Origin of the sequence: Nonomuraea fuscirosea, assembly GCF_035917475.1 — a bacterium.
Lineage (GTDB): Bacteria > Actinomycetota > Actinomycetes > Streptosporangiales > Streptosporangiaceae > Nonomuraea > Nonomuraea fuscirosea.
This window is the reverse complement of sequence record NZ_CP109074.1, coordinates 7,987,447-8,007,917: the sequence shown is the minus strand read 5'-3', so window position 1 is coordinate 8,007,917 and position 20,471 is coordinate 7,987,447. Positions and strand designations below refer to the sequence as shown.

General features: G+C 71.0%; 14 protein-coding genes. 8 read left to right on the top strand and 6 right to left on the bottom strand.

The features are described 5' to 3' along the window. Positions 1-29: 29 nt before the first annotated feature. The 3 genes from OIE67_RS36360 to OIE67_RS36350 all read right to left on the bottom strand — a co-directional run bounded on the left by OIE67_RS36360 (position 30) and on the right by OIE67_RS36350 (position 2,341). On the bottom strand, positions 30-677 hold the full coding sequence (locus tag OIE67_RS36360; RefSeq protein ID WP_326629041.1) for an ArsR/SmtB family transcription factor: 648 nt from the start codon (positions 675-677) through the stop codon (positions 30-32). 8 nt (positions 678-685) lie between these two features. Then, positions 686-1,180 (bottom strand): cupin domain-containing protein, encoded by a 495-nt coding sequence (locus tag OIE67_RS36355; protein ID WP_326629040.1) that lies wholly within the window; start codon positions 1,178-1,180, stop codon positions 686-688. 72 nt (positions 1,181-1,252) lie between these two features. Continuing rightward, a complete protein-coding gene (locus OIE67_RS36350; protein ID WP_326629039.1) occupies positions 1,253-2,341 on the bottom strand; it encodes an alcohol dehydrogenase catalytic domain-containing protein in 1,089 nt (362 codons plus the stop codon). Between the two features lie 160 nt (positions 2,342-2,501). On the opposite strand from OIE67_RS36350, the gene OIE67_RS36345 reads away from it, so the two are divergent. The 5 genes from OIE67_RS36345 to OIE67_RS36325 all read left to right on the top strand — a co-directional run bounded on the left by OIE67_RS36345 (position 2,502) and on the right by OIE67_RS36325 (position 9,098). Continuing rightward, the gene (locus OIE67_RS36345; RefSeq protein WP_326629037.1) at positions 2,502-3,728 is read left to right on the top strand and encodes an ABC transporter substrate-binding protein; all 1,227 of its coding nucleotides are present in this window, start codon (positions 2,502-2,504) and stop codon (positions 3,726-3,728) included. Further along, positions 3,725-6,319 (top strand): ABC transporter permease subunit, encoded by a 2,595-nt coding sequence (locus OIE67_RS36340; RefSeq protein WP_326629035.1) that lies wholly within the window; start codon positions 3,725-3,727, stop codon positions 6,317-6,319. Before OIE67_RS36345 ends, OIE67_RS36340 begins: the two co-directional genes overlap by 4 nt. A 2-nt stretch (positions 6,320-6,321) precedes the next feature. Continuing rightward, complete coding sequence (locus OIE67_RS36335) at positions 6,322-7,062, top strand: ABC transporter ATP-binding protein (RefSeq protein ID WP_326629033.1); 741 nt, start codon at positions 6,322-6,324, stop codon at positions 7,060-7,062. A 59-nt stretch (positions 7,063-7,121) separates the two neighbouring features. Further along, complete coding sequence (locus tag OIE67_RS36330) at positions 7,122-8,087, top strand: alpha/beta hydrolase (protein WP_326629031.1); 966 nt, start codon at positions 7,122-7,124, stop codon at positions 8,085-8,087. Positions 8,088-8,219: 132 nt separating this feature from the next. After that, positions 8,220-9,098, top strand: coding sequence for an alpha/beta fold hydrolase (locus tag OIE67_RS36325; RefSeq protein WP_326645568.1), 879 nt, complete (start codon positions 8,220-8,222; stop codon positions 9,096-9,098). 7 nt (positions 9,099-9,105) lie between these two features. On the opposite strand, the gene fxsT is transcribed toward OIE67_RS36325, so the two are convergent. Together fxsT and OIE67_RS36315 are read right to left on the bottom strand one after the other, a co-directional pair. Continuing rightward, positions 9,106-13,035, bottom strand: a complete 3,930-nt coding sequence (gene fxsT / locus OIE67_RS36320; RefSeq protein ID WP_326629029.1) for an FxSxx-COOH system tetratricopeptide repeat protein — start codon at positions 13,033-13,035, stop codon at positions 9,106-9,108. Beyond that, a complete protein-coding gene (locus tag OIE67_RS36315) occupies positions 13,019-14,254 on the bottom strand; it encodes a TIR-like protein FxsC (protein ID WP_326629027.1) in 1,236 nt (411 codons plus the stop codon). The genes fxsT and OIE67_RS36315 overlap by 17 nt, the downstream gene beginning before the upstream one ends. A gap of 337 nt (positions 14,255-14,591) precedes the next feature. On the opposite strand from OIE67_RS36315, the gene OIE67_RS36310 reads away from it, so the two are divergent. The 3 genes from OIE67_RS36310 to OIE67_RS36300 are packed head-to-tail and all read left to right on the top strand — an operon-like array spanning position 14,592 to position 17,484. Beyond that, positions 14,592-15,689, top strand: a complete 1,098-nt coding sequence (locus OIE67_RS36310; protein WP_326629025.1) for an acyl-CoA dehydrogenase family protein — start codon at positions 14,592-14,594, stop codon at positions 15,687-15,689. Next, positions 15,686-16,657 carry an acyl-CoA dehydrogenase family protein gene (locus OIE67_RS36305; RefSeq protein WP_326629023.1) on the top strand — a complete coding sequence of 324 codons (972 nt, stop codon included), beginning with the start codon at positions 15,686-15,688 and terminating at the stop codon, positions 16,655-16,657. Before OIE67_RS36310 ends, OIE67_RS36305 begins: the two co-directional genes overlap by 4 nt. Then, positions 16,654-17,484, top strand: coding sequence for a TIGR03619 family F420-dependent LLM class oxidoreductase (locus tag OIE67_RS36300; RefSeq protein ID WP_326629021.1), 831 nt, complete (start codon positions 16,654-16,656; stop codon positions 17,482-17,484). The genes OIE67_RS36305 and OIE67_RS36300 overlap by 4 nt, the downstream gene beginning before the upstream one ends. A 169-nt stretch (positions 17,485-17,653) precedes the next feature. Here the strand turns inward: OIE67_RS36300 and OIE67_RS36295 are convergent, their stop codons facing one another. Beyond that, a complete protein-coding gene (locus OIE67_RS36295) occupies positions 17,654-20,251 on the bottom strand; it encodes a CHAP domain-containing protein (protein WP_326629018.1) in 2,598 nt (865 codons plus the stop codon). Positions 20,252-20,471 lie beyond the last annotated feature (220 nt).

The following is a 20,471-nucleotide window of genomic DNA, read 5'->3' as shown; positions in this document are numbered from 1 at the left end:
CCTGTTGCTCAGCGTAGGGATCGCGTGACTCAGTGTTCCAGTGGTTTTCCGGCGCGGCGCCAGCCGAGGAAGCCGCCGTCCAGCGGGCGGGCGTCCTGGCCGTGCGCGCGCAGCAGGCGTACCGCCTCGGGGGAGACCACGCAGTACGGCCCCCCGCAGTACGCCACGATCTCCGCCTCCCCGGCCAGGTCGCGCAGCCGGCCGGGCAGCTCCGCCATGGGCACGGAGACCGCCCCCGGCACGTGCCCGGCGGCGTACTCGTCCGCCGATCGCACGTCGATCACCACCGTGCCCGGATCCTCCAGCCGGGCCGCCAGCTCGTCGGCGCTCACGGCCTCCAGGGAGCCCAGCCGGTGCCGTACGGCGTCGCGCAGGTCCGCCAGCCGCCCGTCCGCGAACGACTGGAAGTCGCCGAGGAAGCGCGAGACCTCCTCGCCGGCCAGCCGGTAGCGGACGTGCGCGCCCTCGCGCCTGCCGATCACCAGGTGCGCCGCGCGCAGCTGCTGGAGCTGGGCGGAGGTGTTCTTGAGCGGGATCCCCGCCGCCTGCGCCAGCTCCTCGACCGTGCGCTCGCGCTGGTCGAGCACGTCCAGCAGGCGCAGCCGCACCGGGCTGGCGAGGGCCTTGCCGATGCGGGCGAGCTGGGCGTAGATCGGCTCCTCGGGGAACGTCGCCATCGTCGCCCTCAGACCATGTACTGGTCGTGGCGCAGGTACACGTCGGTCCACTCCTCGGGGGAGAGCTGCCGGCCGGTGTTGGCGATCTCGGCCAGCTCCTCGAAGTACGCCTCGCGCGGCGCACCCGGCGTGAACAGGATCAGCATCGTGGCCGGCTCGCCCGACTCGTTGCGGAAGGCGTGCACGCCGCCCTCCGGCAGGTACAGGAAGTCGCCCGGCTTGCCGTCGGCCCACTTCGCGCCGTTGAAGAGCCGGATCGTGCCGGACAGCACGTAGAACGACTCGGTCATGGTGCGGTGGAAGTGCGGCCCGGGGCCGGACGGGCGCGGGCCCATCTCCCAGCGGTACAGGCCGAACGCGCCGTTCGTGGAGCCGCCCGTGGCGAGGTAGTGCACCTGGGTGCCGCCCTCCCCGATCGACAGGTCGGGCGTCCTGCCGGCCATCGTGAAGGTGCCGCTGTGCTCGCCGTGCTCACCGAAGTAGCGGGCGTCGGGGTAGGACATGTCTCGTCTCCTCCATCATTCTAAGGAATTTTAGAATAGCGAGGAGGGAGCGGCTCCGGAAGGCCCCGAACGTCAGAACGTGATGACCGTACGGGCGACCGTGCCCTGGCGGACGTGGGCGACGGCGTCGTTCACCTGGTCCAGGGGGAGGCGTTCCGAGATCAGGGCGTTGAGGTCGAGGTGGCCCCGCGCGTACTGGGCGGCCAGCATCGGCAGGTCGCGGTGGGGGGCCGCGTCGCCGCCCTGGGTGCCCATGAGGCGGCGGGAGGCGAACAGCAGGCCGGTGTCCAGCTCCAGGGGATGACCCTGGGGCGGGCTGCCGACCATGACGGTGGTGCCGCCCGGCTGGGTGGCGGCGAACGCCTGGGCCAGCACGCCGGGCACGCCGGTCGCGTCGAAGGCGTAGTCCACGCCGCCCCTGACCAGCTCGTTCACCTGGCTCGGGAGGTCGGAGGCGAGCACCGCGCAGGTGGCGCCGAACTGCTCGGCCAGCTTGAGCTTCCGCTCGGCCACGTCGGCGGCGACGATCGTGGTCGCGCCCGCGAGCACGGCGCCCTGGATCACGTTGAGCCCGACGCCGCCGCAGCCGACCACGAGGACCGAGGCGCCCGGCGGGACCCGGGCGACGTTGAGCACCGCGCCCACGCCGGTGACGACGCCGCAGGCCAGGAGGCACATGGCGTCGAAGGGGGCGGATTTCCCGATTTTTACGCACATGGGCTCGGGGACGACGGCGTACTCGGCGAACGAGCCGATGCCGATGAAGCGGCGCGTCTCCGCGCCGTCCAGCGTGACCCTGGGGGCGCCGCCCATGATCGTGGGCAACCGGGACGGGCCCGTGCACAGGTGGAACCGGCCCGCGCCGCAGGATCGGCAGCGGCCGCAGGGGCCGTTCATGGCGATGATGACGTGGTCGCCCGGCTTGACCGAGGTGACGCCCGTACCGACGCTCTCGACCACTCCGGCGCTCTCGTGGCCGAGGATGAACGGCGGCCGGCTCACCACGGGGCTCTTGCCGTCGATGGCCTTGAGGTCGGAGCCGCACACGCCCGACGCCTTGATCTGGACGCGGACCTCGCCGGCGGCCGGGTCCGCGATCTCGACCTCGCGCAGTTCCAGGGGGGCGTGGAAGGCGGTGAGCACGGCCGCGCGCATGAGCATGTGCCACACGCTAGCCGGGCCGCCTATCGCGAGCAAGCGGTTGCTCGGGAGTAGCGTGCGGGGCGGATGGCCGTTGACGGCCCTCGCGGGCGAATTTACGCTCGGACGGAACCAAGCGAGCGCTAGGCCAAATGTGCGGGAGGCCGTCATGGTGCGGGGTATGTCGGTCGCGGCACTGGTGGTCACGCTGGCCGCCGCCGGATGCGCGGCCCAGCGACAGGGGGCGACCGGCCAGGACGCGGCCGGCGTCACCGACACCACGATCAAGGTCGGCGGCGTGCTGACCAAGACCAGCGCCAGCGGCTACTCCACCAAGGACGCCGAGATCGGCGCCAAGGCCAGGTTCGAGCGGGCCAACGCCGCCGGCGGCGTGCACGGCAGGAAGATCGAGTTCCTCGGCGCCGAGGACGACGGCCAGGACGCGGCCAAGGGCGACACCGCGGCCAAGAAGCTCGTGCAGAAGGACGGCGTGTTCGCGCTCCTGCCCGTGCACGCCCCCAACTTCGGCGGCGCCGCCTTCCTCGAACAGCAGGGCGTGCCCTGGTTCGGCTGGGCCACGGGACCGCAGTGGTGCGGCACGAAGACCGGCTTCGGCTACAACGGCTGCCTGGCCCCCAAGCAGGGCGCGGGCTCCCAGACGTGGTGGGGCCGGCAGATGGCCGACCTGCTGGGCGGCGCCGAGGGCAAGAGCGTCTACGTCCAGACCTCCGACTCCAGCGGCAGCAAGTACGGCGGCACCACCATCTCCCAGTCGTTCACCGCCGCCGGTTTCACCCTGGCCGGGGTGAACTCCGGACTGCCCGCCGCCGCGCCGCCACCCGACTGGCTCCCGTACGTCAGCAAGATCATGACCTCGGACGGCGGGCAGCCGCCGGACGTCGTCGTCTCCGTCATCGCCGGCACGAAGTTCAACGTCGGCCTGTACGCGGCGCTCAAGCGAGCCGGCTACCGGGGCGTGCTCACCGACGCCACCAGCTACGACGCCGCCATCCTCAAGGACCGGGCCAGCGCCCAGGCGCTCGAAGGCGTGGTCGCGGCCCCGATGTTCGAGCCGTTCGAGTCCACCGCCCCCGAGATCGCCCAGCTCAGACAGGACGTCGAGCAGGCCGCCCCCGGCACCGCGCTCACCCAGCACCTGGCCATCGGCTACTGGGCCGCCGACATCTTCCTCGACCTGCTGAACCGCACCGGCAAGGACCTGACCAGGGAGAAGTTCCTCCAGACGGCCAACGGCTCCTACGTCTACGAGAACGCCGGCTTCGGCCGGATCGAGTATCCGAAGGACCACACCGAGCCGAACGGCTGCGGCGCCCTGGTCAAGCTGGTCGACGGCGCCTTCCAGGTGGCCAAGAGCATGAAGTGCTTCGACAACGTGCCGCTGAAATGATCCTGGACTACGTGCTCAGCGGCCTGGTCACCGGCGCCGTCTTCGCGGTCATGGGATCGGGCCTGACGCTCTCGTACGCGGCCACCGGGGTGTTCAACTTCGCCCACGGCGCCATCGGCTTCCTCACCGCCCTGCTGTTCCACCAGCTGAACGAGGCCGGCCTGCCCGCCTGGCTGTCGGCGCTCGTCTCCGTCGCCCTGTTCGCGCCCGCCGTCGGCTACGTGCTGCACAAGGTCATGTTCAGGGGGCTCTCCCAGGCGGGCGAGACCGCGCAGATCGTGGCCACCATCGGGCTCACCATCGCGCTGCCCGCGCTCGGCCTGCTGATCGTGGACGTGGCGGGGCTGCCGCCCGCCGACGCGACCGCGCTGCCGCGTGGCGTCGGGCCGCATCCGGCGCGGCCGTTCGACCTGCTCGGCGTGCGGCTGGACAGCGACCAGGTCATCACGTTCGCCGTCTCGGCGGTCGCGGCGGCCGGGCTGTGGGCGTTCATGCGGCACACCCCGTACGGGCTGCGCATGCGTGCCTCCGTCGACCGCCGCCGGCTGGCCACGCTGCGCGGCATCGACGCCGACGCCACCTCCGCCCTGGCCTGGATGCTCGGCTCCGGCCTGGCCGGGCTGGCCGGGGTGCTGGCCGTGTCGGTGCTGGGGCTGGACGCGACCGCGTACACGGTGCTGCTGTTCGCCTCGGCCACGGCGGCGGTGTTCGGGCGGCTGCGCTCGATCCCCTGGACGTTCGCGGCCGGGCTGGCGCTCGGCGTCGTGCAGAACCTGGTCGCCGGATACACCGACTTCCTCGAAGAGGTGACCGGGCTGCGCACGGCCGTCCCGGTGATCCTGCTGTTCGCCGGGCTCGTGCTGCTGAACAGGTCGCGCGAGCGGGTCGCCGGCAGCGCGGCCGAGGACGCGCCGCCGCCCGACCACCTGGCCGGGCTGCCGCCGTGGCGCCGGCGGCTGCCGTGGGCCGTGGGCGTGGCCGCGCTGGTGGCCTTCGCCTTCGCGGGCTCCGACTACTACGTGGGGGTCGCGGCGCAGGGGCTCGTCCTGGCGTTGATCTTCTGCTCGTTCGTCGTGGTGACCGGGATCGGCGGCATGGTGAACCTGGCCCAGGCCGCCTTCGCCTCGATGGCCGCGCTGACCTGCGGGTGGGCGTTCGCGTCCGGGCTGCCGTTCGTCGTGGCGATCCTGCTCGGCGTGCTCGCGGCGGCGGCCGTGGGGATGCTGGTGGCGCTGCCCGCGCTGCGGCTGGGCGGGCGGGTGCTGACGCTGGCCACGCTGGCCATGGCGCTGCTGGCCGACCAGGTGCTGTTCCAGGTGGACGCGTTCAGCAACGGGACCATCGGCTGGCCGCTGCCCGCGCTCGGGTTCGGCTTCGCCGACACCTCAGACCCCCGGGTGCGGGTGATCGTGCTGCTCGTCCTGATCGCCCTCGTGGCGCTGCTGATCCGCAACCTGGAACGCTCGGCCTCCGGCCGGGCGATCCTGGCCGTGCGCTCCGCCCCGGCGGCGGCCACGACGTCCGGGCTGTCCGCGCCCCGGACCAAGATCGTGCTGTTCGCGCTGGCGTCGGCCATCGCCGGTCTCGGCGGGGTGCTGTTCGCCATCTCCAAGGGCTCGATCACCGCGACCGACCTGCCGGCCTTCGCCGGGTTCGTCTGGCTGGCCGTGGTGGTGCTGCAGGGCGTGCGGCGGGTCGGCGGGGCCGTGCTGGGCGGGCTCGTCGCGGTCGCCGTGCCCGAGCTGCTCGCCACGTGGGACGTCTCCGCGCACGTCGGGGCCATCCTGTTCGGAGCCGGCGGGATGATCCTGGCCAGACATCCGGACGGCGTGCTCACCCAGCTCGCCGAACTGCGTCACCGCAAGCCTCCTGAGGACGCGCCGGCCGTCCGGGAGCAGCCGGTACGAGCTCATGGCTTCTTCTCCATGGAAGGCGTCGTCGCCGGATACGACGACACCACCGTCCTGCGCGGGGTGGACCTGACCGTCCACCCCGGCGAGGTCGTCGCCCTGCTCGGAGCGAACGGCGCGGGCAAGTCCACCGCCTGCGCCGTCGCCGCCGGGGACCTGCCGGTCGCCTCCGGCCGGATCCTGCTGGACGGCGTGGACGTCACCGCCTGGCCCGCCCACCGCAGGGCCCGGGCCGGCATCCTGCTGGCGCCCGAGGGCAGAGGCGTCTTCCCCGGCCTCACCGTCGAGGAGAACCTGCGTACCTGGCTGCCCGACCCCGAACCGGTCTTCGAGCGCCTGCCCCAGCTCGCCGAGCGCCGTACCGTCCCGGCCGGCGCCCTGTCGGGCGGCGAGCAGCAACTGCTCACCCTCGCCCCCGCCCTCGTACGCCCGCCACGGGTGCTGATCGCGGACGAGCCGTCGCTCGGGCTCGCGCCGATGGTGGTGCGGCAGGTGTTCGACGTCTTCGACGAGCTGCGCGCCCGCGGCGTCGCGCTGCTGCTGGTCGAGGAGAAGGCCACGGAGGCGCTGGCCATCGCCGACCGGGTGGTGTTCATGCGGCTCGGCCGCGTCACCTGGACGGGGCCGCGCTCCGAGGTGGACGGCGAACGGCTGACCGCCGCCTACCTGGGGGTGAGGTGAACATGCTCGACGTTCAGGGCGTGTCGGTGTCCTTCGGCGGGATCAGGGCGCTGGACCAGGTCTCCTTCGAGGTCGGCGAGGGGCAGGTCTGCGGCGTGATCGGCCCGAACGGCGCCGGCAAGACCACGCTGTTCGACGTGGTGTCCGGGCTGCGCCGGCCGGACGAGGGACGGGTGCTGCTCGCCGAGCGCGACCTGACCGGGGTGTCGCCGGTCAGGCGGGCCAGGGCGGGCCTGCGCCGGACGTTCCAGCGCACCCAGGTCTTCGGCCGGCTCACCGTGGCCGGGAACGTGCTGGCCGCGCTCGACTGGCACGGCGGCGGTGGCGGGCTCGCCGCCGACCTGGTCGGCCTGCCCGCCAGGCGGCGGCTCGAACGCGCGCGCCAGGAGCGGGTGGCCGAGGTGCTGGAGCTGTGCGGGCTCACCCCGCTGCGCGACGCGTACGCCGCCGCGCTGCCCGTCGGCCGGCGCCGCCTGGTCGAGCTGGCCAGAGCCCTGGCCGACCGGCCCAAGCTGCTGCTGCTCGACGAGCCCACCTCGGGGCTGGACGCCGGCCAGAGCGAGCGCCTGGCTGAGGTGGTGAGCGGACTGGACACGACCGTGCTGCTGGTCGAGCACGACATGGGTTTCGTCATGGGCACCTGCGACCGCATCGTCGTGCTGGACCTCGGCAAGGTCATCGCCACCGGCGCCCCCGCCGCGATCCGGGCCGATCCGGTCGTCAGGGCCGCCTACCTGGGGTAGGCGCAGCCGTTCTGCACGGACCTACCATCGGGGGAGCAACTCACGTGGAAGGAATCCCCATGGCGTTCCACCCCAACCTCGACCCTGAGCTCCGTGCCGCGCTCGAGCAGTCGCCGCTGGAATCGTTCGACTGGTCCGCGATGTCCTACCAGGAGCTCGCCGACCAGCGAGCCCAGATCACCGCGATGATGGCCGCGGCGCCCCTGCCGGAGACGCGGGTGACGGTCGAGGACCGCACCGTCCCCGGGCCCGAGGGGCAGCCGGACGTGCGGCTGCGGATCTACCAGCCGCCGGAGCCGGGCGAGGACAGGCCGGCCCTCTACTGGATCCACGGCGGCGGCATGATCATCGGAGCGCCCGAGATGGACGACGCCATGATGATCGGCTACGTCGAACGGCTCGGCGTCGTCGGCGTCTCCGTGGACTACCGCCTGGCCCCCGACCATCCCCATCCCGCCCCCGTCGAGGACTGCTACGCCGGCCTCGCCTGGACCGCCAAGAACGCGGCCGAACTCGGCATCGACCCGGCACGGGTGATCGTCGGCGGCGCCAGCGCCGGCGGCGGGCTCGCGGCCGCCACCGTCCTGCTGGCCAGGGACAGGGGCGGGCCCGAGATCCTCTTCCAGCTGCTCATCTACCCCATGCTGGACGACCGCAACAGCACGCCGTCCAGCCACGAGTTCACCGACGCCGTGATCTGGGACAGGGGCGCCAACCTCTTCGGCTGGACGGCGCTGCTCGGCGACCGCATGGGCACCGACGACGTCCCGCCGTACGCGGCCCCCGCCCGCGCCACCGACCTGTCCGGCCTCCCGCCGGCGTTCGTGGACGTGGGGGAGCTGGAGGTGTTCAGGGACGAGTGCTTCGACTACGCCCTGCGGCTGGTGCGGGCGGGGGTCTCCACCGAGTTCCACCTCAACCCGGGGGCGTTCCACGGCTCGGAGATGATGGTGCCGGACGCGACGATCAGCGTACGGACCCGTGAGGCCCGCGAGGCGGCCCTCAGGAGGGCGCTCGGCCTCTGATCGGAACCGGTCGACGCTGGGTGGGCGACCACCCGGCGTCACCGGGCGCGGTTCGCTCTTGCAGGGCGTCGGCGACTCCTCATACTGAAGGCAGGGGCAGGGGAGCCTCGGCTGGAGGGGCGCATCTTGATCGTGGTGCATTCTGCCGACGGCAGTCGTAGGCTCGCGGTCGCGCAACGGGGCCTCATTCCGCGCGGCAGCCCGGTGTTCTATCTCCACGGCACTCCGGGCAGCAGGGTAGGGCCGCTGCCGAAACACGGCCTGCTGTATCGGCTAGGCATTCGCCTCATCACCTACGACCGTCCAGGCTACGGGGATTCCGACCGGCAGGTCGGGCGTCAGGTGGGTGACGTGGCGTCCGATGTGGCCACCATCGCGGACCGGCTCGGCCTCGACCGCTTCGCCGTCGTCGGCCGCTCGGGCGGCGGGCCGCACGCGCTGGCCTGCGCGGCGCTGCTGGGCGACCGGGTGACCCGGGCGGCCGTGCTGGTGGGCCTGGCCCCGCACGGCGCGGAGGGGCTCGACTGGTTCGACGGCATGGCCGAGAGCAAAGCCGAGGAATACCTCACGGCGATGGAGGGTCTGGCGCAGCTCACGGCGCGGCTCGTCGTGGCCGCGGAGAAGATCAAGAACGACCCCGTGGAACTGGTGAACGCCATCTACGACGACCTGACGGAGGCCGATCGGGAGGTGGTGGCCGACACGGCCATCCGGCTGATGCTGGTGCAGAACTACGCCGAGGCGCTGCGCAGGTCGCCTTACGGCTGGATCGACGACGCCATCGCGTTCTGCTCGCCCTGGGGCTTCGATCCGGCCGACATCACCGTGCCGACACGTCTGTGGCACGGCGCGGAGGACGTGTTCTCGCCCGCCAGCCATTCACGCTGGCTGGCCGAGCGCATCCCGACCGCCAGCGTCGCCATTCAGCGCGGCGTCGCGCACTTCCACGCCTTACAGGTGCTGCCCGACCTGCTCCCGTGGCTGGCGGGCCCGGCACCAGCGGGCGGCTGAGCGCTTGTCACCACGGCAGCGGGTCCAGGTCGCGGCTGACCCGCCGCCAGTCGAGGACGGCGTTGATCAGCGGGTGGGCTTCGCCGAGCACTCGGCGCAGGTGGACCAGCACCGCTTCGCGTAGCTCACGTGCCTCGTCGGCGCGGCGCAGGTCGCGCAGGGTGACCGCCAGGTTCGCCTCGCACACGAGGGTGTCCGGGTGGAGGGGGCCTCGTCCCGGAGCATCGCGCAGCGCGGTCAGCAATTCCCGTTCCATGGTCTCGGCCTGGTCGTACTTGCCGAGGTCGGCCAGGCAGTTGGCCACGTTGATGATGCAGACGAGCCGGAAGGGGTGCTCCTTGCCCAGCGTCTCGGTGAACCGGTTCAGGGTCTGCGTTCCGAGTGAGTAGGCGCTCGCGACGTCGCCGGTCTCGCGCTGGTAGATGAGCAGGTTGTTCGCCGCGATGAGGGTGTACGGCTTCGCCGGCCCAAGCGTGGTCTCGAAGGTGGCCAGGACCTGTTCGGCCAGCCGGCGCGCGGCCTCCCAGTCGCCGGCGTCACCCAGGTCGCCCGCGAGGTTGAGGCGGCAGATCACCGTGTCGGGATAGTCCGGCCCGTAGTGCTGGACGTACCGTTCGAGCGTCGCGTCGGTGAGCTGTCTGGCCTCAGTCAGGGCGCCCGCCTTACGCAGCGCGACCGCCAGGCTGCGGGCGGCGCGCAGCGTGTCGACGAAGTCGTTGCCGAGGACGCGCTGGTACCGGCTCAGAACGTCCCGTAACAGCTTCGCCGCCTTCTGGTACTCGCCCGCCTCACGGATGTCCAGGGCGAGGCTCAGCTGGGACGACAACGTGTACGGGTGATCGATCCCGATGACGGCCCGTCGGCGGTCGAGCGTCTCCTGGTCGAGCCGTCTGGCCTCGTTGATCTGGCCCACGTGCCGCAACGCCACCGCGAGGTTGTTGGCCGCGGTGAGAGTCCGTGGGTGGTCGTCCACGAAGAGTTCTCTGGTCTGGTCGTAGGACTCCCGCTCCATCTGCAGCGACTCCTGCAACTGCCCGAGCGCCCGCAGGTCCGCCGCCAGCCCCGCGGCCGTCATCAGTGTGTGCGGGTGCGGCTTGGGCAGCACGTTGAGCTGGTCCTCCATGATGGCCCGGTCGAGGTCGCAGGCTTCCTGGTACTTGCCCTGGGAACGCAGGACGTTCGCCATCTGAAAGCGCAGGAACAAAGTCTGCCGGTCGACGTTACCCAGTTTGTTGATCCACTGCCTCTCAAGAGACTGTCCCATCTCCAGGGCGCGGTCGAACTCGCCACGCTTCCACCAGTAGCGGACCCGGTCGATGAGGAGCTGGCGTGTTTCCTCTTCTTCGCACCTCTCTGCCTGGGACGGCGCGAGGTGGGGCCAGATCTCGTCGAACCGCCTCCAGTTCTCGGGATCGTCTGTGTCACCCTCGCGCGGCCGGGCCCCGAGCAGGATCCGGTGCACGTCGTGCATGGTTTCCTCCTGCTCGTCTGCCGTCATGCGGTCACGGAGCACGGCCTGGACCAGCCGGTGCACCTGGACGGAGTTGTCCCGCTGGTCGACCTTGGCCAGGGCGAACCGGCTCAGCTCGCGGACCAGGCGGCCGATCATGATCTTGTCGCGTAAGGTGTCGTCGTACTTGAGCAGGCACTGGACCGTCTCGTCGCCGTACAACATGGACAGGGACACGGGCTCGGGCGCGAAGAAGGAGAGCAGTTCGAGCAGGCGGACCGCCGCCGGGGAACGCTCCCTGAGCCGGTCGAACGAGACGTTCCACGTCAGGACCACCGGTCTCGGGTAGTTGAGCGTCTCGCCGAGTGCCAGCGTCGCCGCGGGCTGGCGGTTCAGGGTCTCGACGTACTCGTCGACGTCCATCCCCGTCTCCTGCAGCCACGCGCCGGCCTGCTCGATGGCCAGCGGCAGGTCGCCCAGCGCCTCCGCGACCCGGCCCGCCTCGTCGTCGTTCATGCTGGGGACCCGCCGCCGCAGGTGCTCCAGGCTCTCCTCGCGGGTGAAGACGTCGATCTGGAGCGGTACCGCGGCCTGCTCCCAGGCCCGGTGCCGAGACGTGATCAGCACGTGGCCGGACGTCCCTCCCGGGAGGTAGTCCCGCAACTCTTCCGGGTTGTCGGCGTTGTCGAAGATCAGCAGCCAGCGTTTGTAGGGTTCGCCCCGGCGCAGCGCGTCGCGGGCGGCCTGGGCCGCCTCGGCCACGTTCTCGCCGACGCGCAGGCCCAGCCTGACCGCCAGGTTCGCCATCGCGCCGTTCAGCAGCTCGGACTGCTCCGCGGAGATCCACCACACCACGTCGTAGTCGGCCATGTAGCGGTGGGCGTACTCGATCGCGAGCTGCGTCTTCCCGACGCCGCCGAGGCCGTAGAGGGCGGCCTGCGTCACGACCGTCTGGGCGCCGCCGACGAGTTGCTCACGCAGGCGTTGCAGCACCTCGCCGCGCCCGGTGAACGTCGCGTTCCTGGTCGGCAGGTCGAGCACCGTCGGCTGACGCCCGGGATACCGGGGGCCGGTCACGGCGCCGCCGGCCTCCGTCGGCTGCCCCGGCCGGTCGAGGGTGCGCAGCAGTGCGGCCTTCGCCTGCTCCTCCTCCAGACGGACGAGGTCGAGCGGCGTCGGGTCGGCGTACGGTACAGACAGCCGGACGTCGGCGATGCGGACGGGGATGAGCTGACCGCGCGACTCCGTGAGCTGGGGGCCCGACATGGACTGCCAGATCTCACGGGCCTGCGCCGAACGGAGGTAGGCGGGCGACAGGAGCGCCAGGATGCGCGCGGAGTCATCGATGGGGCCCGAACCCGGGGCCCCCTCATTGTCCTGGTCCGTCGGGTTGTGCGGATGAACCCGCAGGCCGACGCCGCTGAGGACTGCCTTGATCCAGTCGTACCAGAGCCGGTCCTCCGGCACATAGCTGATGTAGACGTCCATGAAGGTCGCCGGGCGCCTGCGGCGGAACAGGTCGCGGTAGCTCATCCGGAGCTCTTCCGGCATGGCGGGCAGACTGGGCACCGCACCGTCGGTGATCACGTCGGCGAGGCGCTCGTAGGCGGCCAGCAATGAGGCGGGCGAACCGGGCGCGTCGCCGAAGGTCGCCAGCGTCTCCTCGTACGCGTAGAACGGCTTGTAGGGGATCTCCACCGCGCCCCAGTAGGTGATCGCCTCGTCGCGGCTCATGCCCGTGGGGAAGCGCGCGAACTTGCTCCTGGCGAACGCCCGTCCCGCGTCCAGTTTCTCCTTCTCCGCGTCGTCCACCCGCATCGGCACCGGCAGGATGCGAATGCCCCTGGCCCGGAACCGGTCGGCGACCTGGGTGGCCACGTCGGACGCGCCCTCGATGCTCTGGTCGGACAGGGTGAAGCAGGTGACGAGGATATGCGGGAAATGCTCCGTGGTGATGTCGGAGATGTCGCTGACGCCGGTCCTGCTGTCGATGAGGACGTAGTCGTACTCGGCGCTCATGTCGTCGCGCATGGCGTCGAGGAACTGCCCGCCGCCGTAACTGTCGTAGAAGGTGTCCCAGTCGAAGCGGGCCACCAGGGAGGAGTAGTCGCGATTCTGCCGCCCGGCCGACAGGAAGTCGATGGAGCCGTCGCCGGGGAAGTCGTCCCAGTCGATCGACACCACGTGCTGCCGGACCCGCGCGTAGTCGCGATGCCAGTCGTCCGGGCGCGAGTCGTTCCTGCGGGCGGCCCAGGCGTACTCGGTGATCAGCTCGATGACCCCGGGCGTGCTGACGATCTTGTCGCTGTCGAGGAACGGACGGAAGAACTTGTGCAACCCCGGCGACTCCAGGTCCCAGTCCACGGTCAGCACTCGATGCCCGTTCGCGGCGAGGATCCAGGCCACGTTCGACAGGGCCATCGTGCGTCCCGTGCCGCCCTTGTAGGAGTAGAAGGTGATGATCCGCCCGTTACGCGCTTCCGTCATCACGTTCCCCCGAATTCTCTGGTGGCTGCCATGTGAGTCGGTCTCTGCGTCTGGGCGGTGCGTCTCCCGGCTCTGATCGCGGCGGAAAGGCCGGGGTGTCACGCAGGTAGGGCCGGGAGACCGTGAAGACCACCTGCCGCAGAGCCGGCGCGAACTGACCGAACGCCAGCGTCCCCTTGGCGGCCTCCCTGGCCAGCAGACGCCCCCGCTCGATCCAGGTGGGAGCCAGGGTATGCAGCCCGGCTCTGATCTGGTCCGTGGCCGCGGCGAGCTGGTCGTCGTCCTCGTGCCACGGGATCACCAGTCCCACCCAGGGGTGGCTGCTGCGGCGCAGGTACGACAGAGCCGCCTGGTACCCGGGCATGAGCACCACCCAGGGATCGAGCAGAACGACGCCCGGGGACGCGGGCCCGTCCTCCTTCAGCAGGTCCTCGCCCTGATCGGCGTACGACCAGAGCTCCGGCTCGAAGCCGAGATCTCGGACGATGTCCGCGGCCAGGGAGGCGATCGGCTGGTCGCACTGCGGGTAGTACGGATTCCAGTCGGTCGCGGTGGCGCCGTACTGCCGCTGACTGCGGTGCGGCGGAAGCGTGTCCCTGGTCGGTGCCAGCACCACGATCTGGAATCGGCGGCCCCGGTCGGGCACGAACGCGCTTTTCAGCGAGGAGAAGTCGCAGGGCTTTCCCCGAGGTAGCCGGACGTTCTCCGCCAGATCCACGATACGCCGGGCCAAAGCATCGACGACGGATTTGTAATGGTCGCGAAATCGATTCAACTTGATCAGACCGTAGACGCCGCGCTCCTGATAATGCGTGCCCAGGGCGGGGTCGTGAAACTGTATCGGATGAGCCATCTCGGGTAACTCGGCGGGCTTGACAGGAACCCAGAAGGCAGGCACCATGACCTCGGGCAGATCTGGGCCCTGGCCCATATGGCGTTTACGGCGCAGGTCGAACGCCGCCCATTCTTTACCGCACGGCTCACTGCCGAAATAACGTGGCGAGTAAAGCGGGACGAAAACGCGACAGCTGGCCAGTTCCTTGGCCAGTCGCTCGTTCCAGGCCGCCCCGACACGCAACTCCTGATCCATGAATCCAGGAGAGACCCCGGCCGGCAGCCGGCTGATCTGCATGATCTCCTGGCACAGCGCCCGGTAGAACTCGGTGACCCACAAGTTGGGGTCGGGGGCCCTTGCCGGAGATCCGCGGCGTGCGCGCATAGCTGAGGAAGAAGTATGGCTGGTGGTGCTCGTCCGAGTCGGAGATATCGGCCACCCGCGCCTCCACGTACATTGCGCCGGCATGCCGGGCTGCACGAATCGAGTTTGCCCCTAGGGTGTGGAGTCTAACTCTTGTTTATCCGCGATGTATTGTCGCGTACCTTGATCAAATGGTCCAACCTGGACGATTTGTCCGATTGTCTGAGTGTCGGCACCCGTTCTGCTGTGTGGCTGCGTTGGCATTTGGTTGGTCTGTCGTAAATGGTCGGGAAATGTCTCTTATGTGACGTCGTGGGCGGCCTGGCCAATTGACCAAGCGTGCGCTAGGTTGGTTCATGTGGATCTCGACTTCTCGTCGGCTGAGCAGGGCTTTCGTGATGAGGTTCGTGGATGGCTGCGGGAGCATGTGCCCGGGTCGCTGCCGTCCATGGACACCCCCGAAGGGTTCGAGGCGCATCGGGGGTGGGAGGCGCGGCTGGCTGAGGCACGGTTGGCTGTTGTGTCCTGGCCTGAGGAGTATGGCGGGCGGGGGGCTTCGCTGGTCGAGTGGCTGATTTTTGAGGAGGAGTACTGGGCTGCCGGTGCTCCCGCGCGTGTTACCCAGAATGGGATCTTTCTGCTGGCGCCCTCTCTGATGAGGTTCGGGACGCCTGAGCAGCGGGCGCGGTGGTTGCCCAGGATGGCCAGGGGGGACGATGTGTGGGCGCAGGCGTGGTCGGAGCCGGAGGCCGGGAGTGATCTGGCGGCGCTGACCTCGCGGGCCGAGCCGGTGCCGGGCGGTGGCTGGCGGTTGTACGGGCACAAGACGTGGAGTTCGCGCGCCGCCTTCGCCGGGCACGGGTTCGGGCTGTTTCGTACTTCCGGGACGCGGCACCGCGGGTTGACGTACTTCCTGTTTCCCATGGACGAGGTGGAGGTGCGGCCGATCGCGCAGCTCGACGGCCTGCCCGGTTTCGCCGAGTTGCGTTTCGACGGGGTGTACGTTCCCGATGCGATGGTGCTGGGGGAGGTGGGTGAGGGGTGGCGGATCGCGATGGCGACCACCTCGTCGGAGCGTGGTCTGACCCTGCGCAGCCCAGGCCGGTTCATGGCCACCGCCGATCGGCTCGTCGCGCTGGCCCGTGACGCCGATCCCGTGCTGGCCGACCGGGCCGCCAGGTGCTGGGTGGAGGCGGAGGCGTACCTGCTGCACACGTTCGGGACGGCGCGGCGGATCATGGCGGGACAGGAGCTGGGGCCCGCGGCCAGCATGGGCAAGATCTTCTGGTCCGAGCTGGACCTGCGCATGCACGCGCTGGCCCTCGACCTGCTGGGGGACCGGGCCGAGGAGTGGCTGGACGGGTTCCTGTTCTCGCTGGCCGGGCCCATCTACGCGGGCACGAATGAGATCCAGCGCAACATCGTCGCCGAGCGGGTTCTGGGGCTGCCACGATGAACTTCGGATTCACCGATGAACAGCTCGCCCTGGGCGCGACCGTACGCGACGTGCTGCGCGCCCACTGCCCGCCCGCCGCGCTGCGCTCCGAGCGGCGGCCCGCCTGGGAGCAGCTCGCCGAGCTGGGGTTCTTCGGATTGATGCTGCCGCCCGAGGCCGACGGGCTGGGACTCGGGCTGGCCGACGTGCTGCCCGCGCTGGAGGAGACCGGGCGGGCCTGCCTGCCGGGGCCGTTCGCCGACACGGCGGTGGTGGCCGGGCCGCTGCTGGCCGGCTTTCCCGGGCTGGCCTCGGGTGAGGTTCGGGTGGCGGTGCTGCCTCCTGGGCAGGCTTACGTCGCCGATGCCGACCTGGCCGATCTGCTGGTGCTGGCCGGGCCGCAGGGGTTGCGGCTGGTGCGGGGGAAGTCGGCCCGGTTGGTACGCAGGGACGGGGTGGATCCGGGCCGGCCGTTGTTCGAGGTGGACGTGGAGGAGTCCGAGGCGCTGGACGGCTCGGCCGAGCACCTCCTGGCCCGGGGTGCGGTGGCGACGGCGGCGCAGCTGGTCGGGGTCGCGAGGCAGTTGCTTGATGTGAGTGTCCGGCATGCTCGTGTGCGTACGCAGTTCGGGGCGGCGATCGGGTCGTTTCAGGCGGTGAAGCATCAGCTGGCCGATGTGGCCGTGGCGGTGGAGTTCGCGGCGCCGTTGGTGTGGCGGGCGGCCCTGGCTCTGGACAAAGGTGGGGGTGTGCCGTCTTCGGGGCGGGATGCGAGTGCGGCCAAGGCCGCTGCGGGCGACGCGGCCACGCTGGCGGCGCGGGTGGCGTTGCAGGTGCATGGTGCGATCGGGTACACGGAGGAGCTGGATCTGCGGTTCTGGCTCGCTCGTGCCTGGTCCCTGTCTGCCGCGTACGGGACCACCGCCTTTCACCGTGAACGTCTGCGTACCGCGATCACCGGCGGCGAGCATCCCCGGAGGTATCCGTGAAGTTCGGTGTCCCGCTCGGCCTGCTGCATCCCGCCGCCTGGAAGGACGTGGCGGTGGCGGCCGATGAGCTGGGGTTCGAGTCGGTGTGGCTGCCCGAGCACCTCGTCTTCGCCACCGACCTGTCCATGGCCGTCTACCCGGGCACGTCCGATCCGGGGATCAAAGCGGAGACGCCGCTGTTCGACGCGCCCGCGTACCTGTGCTGGCTGGCCGCCCACACCTCGCGCGTCCGGCTGGGCACGGCCGTGCAACTGCTCGCGCTGCGGCACCCGTTCGTGTCGGCCCGCGCGTTCGCCACCCTGGACGTGCTCTCCTCCGGGCGGGCCATCTGCGGGGTAGGTGCCGGCTGGTACCGGGGGGAGTGGGACGCGGCCGGAGTGCCGTTCGGCACCAGGGGAGCGCGGCTGGACGAGGCGATCGAGGTGGTCAGGCGGCTCTGGAGCGAGCCCGTCGTGGCCCACAGCGGGCGGTTCTACTCCTTCGCGGAGGTCGCCTTCGAGCCGAAGCCGGTACAGGCGCGGCTGCCGGTGCTCGCGGGCGGCGAGTCGCCCGCCGCGCTGCGCCGGGCCGCGCGGCTGTGCGACGGGTGGATCAGCATGCCGCACACGCTGGAGTCGATCAGGCCGCAGATCGAGCGGCTGGGGGCCGGGGTGCCGGTGACGGCGCACGCGTACGCGCTGGCCGGGCCGGACGAGGCGGACGGCTGGGCGGCGCTCGGGGTGGAGCGGCTGATCGTACGGCCGTGGACGCGCAGCAGGGACGCGGTGTCCCGGTTGTCCGCCTTCGCCGCCGAGTACGGCGTGGGGGAGGGAGACGGCGGCGCCTGATCGGGTCGTCGTCGGACCTGTCGCGGCGGGTCTTCGCTTCTGCTGCCTCGCAGGGCCCGCGCTCGTCTCCGGGGGTGGGTGATGGACGGGGTTGTCGAGACCGCTCGGAGGGTTGCTGAGGCTGCTCAGGCGTTCGGAGGGTGCGCTCCGCCCGGGATCGCACGGCTGATCAGGCGCGGTGGCGGCCTCCGCTGGTCAGTTGGCGGTCGTCGTCGAGGGGGCGGCGGCGGCCTCTCGGCGGCGCGTCGGCGGGACGGTGGTGGTCCGCCGAGCGGCGGTGGCGGCGGCCCCTGGGCGGGAGGTCGGGGGAGAAGGTGAGCGGCTCTTCGGCGGCGTGGCGTCGCCGCCGGCCACGGTACGTCGCGCCGGGCACGTCGGGGGAGTCACTGCCGCGCCTGCCGGTGGGCGGAGAGAAGGCGTCCCTGTGCCTGGTGGCGGGTGGGGTGAAGGCGTCGGGAGTCCGGCCGCGCCTGGTGGTGGGCGGGGTGAACATGTCGCCGCCGCCTCTGCCCGTCGGCGGGGCGAAGGCGTCGAACGCGCTGGTCGCGCCGGGGATGACGACGCGTTCGAACGAGCCGGTGTCGACCACGCGCTGCAGCGGGCCCGTGTCGAGGACGACCTCCAGCGGGCCCGTGTCGTCGGTGAAGGTGTAGCGGTCGCGGTCGAAGTCCGGCTCGTACGGGTCGGCGTCGAAGGCCGGCGTGTACGGGGACGGGCCGGTGCCGTGGTGCTGGGAGCCGTGGAGGTGGGAGCCCGTACCGGAGGAGTGGTGGTGGGCGGCGTGGCGGTGGGAGCCGGAGGCGTGATGGGAGGCGGACGGGTGGTGGGAGGCCGCGTCCGTGGACAGGTCGAACGGCCTGGTCTCCATGGGGAACTTCCGGTGCCTGGCACCCCGTGCGGCGGTGCCCCGGCCGGTGGCTCGGACGACGGCACTGGAGTCGGCCATGCCGGACTCGACGGTGTGGCGGTGGAAGGCGTCGTTCCGGGAGCCCGCCCGGTGGGTGGTGGGCCGGCCGGTGCCGTCTTGGAAGGCGGAGCCGAGGGTGTCGTCGTGGTGGGCCGCGAAGAGGTCGGCGGCGGTGGGCCGGCGGGTGCCGTCCTGGTAGGCGGCGAAGACGTCCGAGGCCGTGGGCTGGAGGGTGTCGTCCTGGAACGCGGCGAAGAGGTCGGAGGCGGCGGGCTGGAAGGTGGCGCCCCGGTAAGCGGCGAAGACGTCTGAAGCGGTGGGCTGGAGGGTGTCGTCCTGGAACGCGGCGAAGAGGTCGGAGGCGGCGGGCTGGAAGGTGGCGCCCCGGTAAGCGGCGAAGACGTCTGAAGCGGTGGGCTGGAGGGTGTCGTCCTGGAACGCGGCGAAGACGTCCGAGGCGGTGGGCTGGAGGGCGTCCGAGGCCTTCAGCGAGGCGAGCGCCGCCGACGTGGCGAGGCGGTCGGCGCTCTCTTGGAGCTCGGCCGCGGCCAGGCTCTCCGCCGTCTCCACGCGCCGCGTCGCGGTCACCGGCAGGAACGTCGTCCTGCGCCGACGACGGCGGCCCTTCACGCGGGACGGGCGCACCGGCTTGTCCGAGTCGGAGGCGGCGGCTCCGGCCTTCGCGGTGACCGGAGCGGTCCCAGCGGCGGTGCCGGAAGCGGAGGCGGTGGCGGCGCTGAGGCGCAGGCGGCGGGTCTTGGCCACGGCCAGCAGCGCCAGCGCGGCCACCAGCGCCGAGCCGATCAGCGTCGGGGAGTCGATCGCGGGCAGCGGCCCGGTGGCCGAGGCGTCGGTGTGGGAGGGGAGCGGGTCCGAGGTCGCCGCCTCCGTGTCCGCCGTGGTGGGTTTGGCGTGCTTGCCCTTCTTGACCGTCGTGGGGGACGGAGCCGCCCCGCTCTGCGGGCTCTTCTTCGCGGCGGCGGAGTCGGAGACGGCGCCGGACGTGGCATCGGCAGAGGAAGAGGAAGAGGAAGAGGAAGAGGAAGAGGAAGAGGAAGAGGAAGAGGAGTCGGAGCCGGGCGAGGCGTCGGCGGAGGGCGAGTCGGCCGTCTTGTGCGTGGGCGCGGGCGAGGCCGCGTCGGAGTTCGGGGTGGCGGGCTGGACGCGGCCCTGAGCCTCCGCCGGTGTCTGGCCCTCGGTCTGGCCCTTGGCCTGCGCCTCGTCGCCGGTGGGAGTCTGGGACTGGAGGCGGTCCAGCGGGATCCGTCCGGCGTGGGCCGCGTCGGAACGGGGGATCATGGCGCTCAGCTCGTCCGGGGGCAGCGTGCCGGCCTCCTCGCCCGGTTCCGACGCCTGCTGCTCGGCCTTCTTCCGCTTCGCCTCGGCCCGGTCGAGGCGGGCCTTGATGCGCTGCGGGTAGCCGTACCCGACCACCTTGCTCGTGTCGCGTTCCTTGCGCTTGGCGACGCCGCCGTCGATGTTGCCCTCGATGGTCGAGATGCGGTCGCCCCTGACCTTCGTCACCACGCCGACGTGGTCGATGTGGTCGATGCTTCTGCTGCCGCTCCAGTCGTAGAAGACGAACGCCCCGACCTGGGGCTTCTTGCCCCACGCGCCCTGCTCCTTGAACCACTCCGCGTGCGCCACCGTCCAGGCGAACTGTCCCATCCAGTCCTCGTAGCCGAGCTTGTGCGCGGCCCAGGAGAGGTACATGTCGCACCACGGCGCTGAGGTGTAGTCGGCGTCGAACTCGACGTTCTTGCCGTACCAGTGGCCGAACTTGGTGTAAGAGCCCGACTTCTCGGAGTATCCGAGCTGACCTTCGAGCAGTTCGATGTACTTCTGGATCTCTGGCGTCATGGAAGTGTGGGGAAACCTTCCGGGCAAGTCCGGCTTCGGCCACGCAGCGCTGGGTAGGGGGAGGGCCCAGTGACTGGTGTGACGAAACCGGAGACCTGTCGTCTTCCGTGCTGTGTGAGGTTATCGTGTGGTAACCCCAGGTCAAGCACGTTCCAAGAGAGACCCATGTCTCTCCCATGGTGGTAACCGCAGGTCAGCGATGCTGCCAGAATTGTCCTCG

Bases quoted from the DNA above. Each gene is read 5' to 3' on its own strand.
- OIE67_RS36360 (WP_326629041.1), bottom strand. From the start codon at position 677: ATGGCGACGTTCCCCGAGGAGCCGATCTACGCCCAGCTCGCCCGCATC.
- OIE67_RS36355 (WP_326629040.1), bottom strand. From the start codon at position 1,180: ATGTCCTACCCCGACGCCCGCTACTTCGGTGAGCACGGCGAGCACAGC.
- OIE67_RS36350 (WP_326629039.1), bottom strand. From the start codon at position 2,341: ATGCTCATGCGCGCGGCCGTGCTCACCGCCTTCCACGCCCCCCTGGAA.
- OIE67_RS36345 (WP_326629037.1), top strand. From the start codon at position 2,502: ATGTCGGTCGCGGCACTGGTGGTCACGCTGGCCGCCGCCGGATGCGCG.
- OIE67_RS36340 (WP_326629035.1), top strand. From the start codon at position 3,725: ATGATCCTGGACTACGTGCTCAGCGGCCTGGTCACCGGCGCCGTCTTC.
- OIE67_RS36335 (WP_326629033.1), top strand. From the start codon at position 6,322: ATGCTCGACGTTCAGGGCGTGTCGGTGTCCTTCGGCGGGATCAGGGCG.
- OIE67_RS36330 (WP_326629031.1), top strand. From the start codon at position 7,122: ATGGCGTTCCACCCCAACCTCGACCCTGAGCTCCGTGCCGCGCTCGAG.
- fxsT (WP_326629029.1), bottom strand. From the start codon at position 13,035: ATGACGGAAGCGCGTAACGGGCGGATCATCACCTTCTACTCCTACAAG.
- OIE67_RS36315 (WP_326629027.1), bottom strand. From the start codon at position 14,254: ATGCGCGCACGCCGCGGATCTCCGGCAAGGGCCCCCGACCCCAACTTG.
- OIE67_RS36305 (WP_326629023.1), top strand. From the start codon at position 15,686: ATGAACTTCGGATTCACCGATGAACAGCTCGCCCTGGGCGCGACCGTA.
- OIE67_RS36295 (WP_326629018.1), bottom strand. From the start codon at position 20,251: ATGACGCCAGAGATCCAGAAGTACATCGAACTGCTCGAAGGTCAGCTC.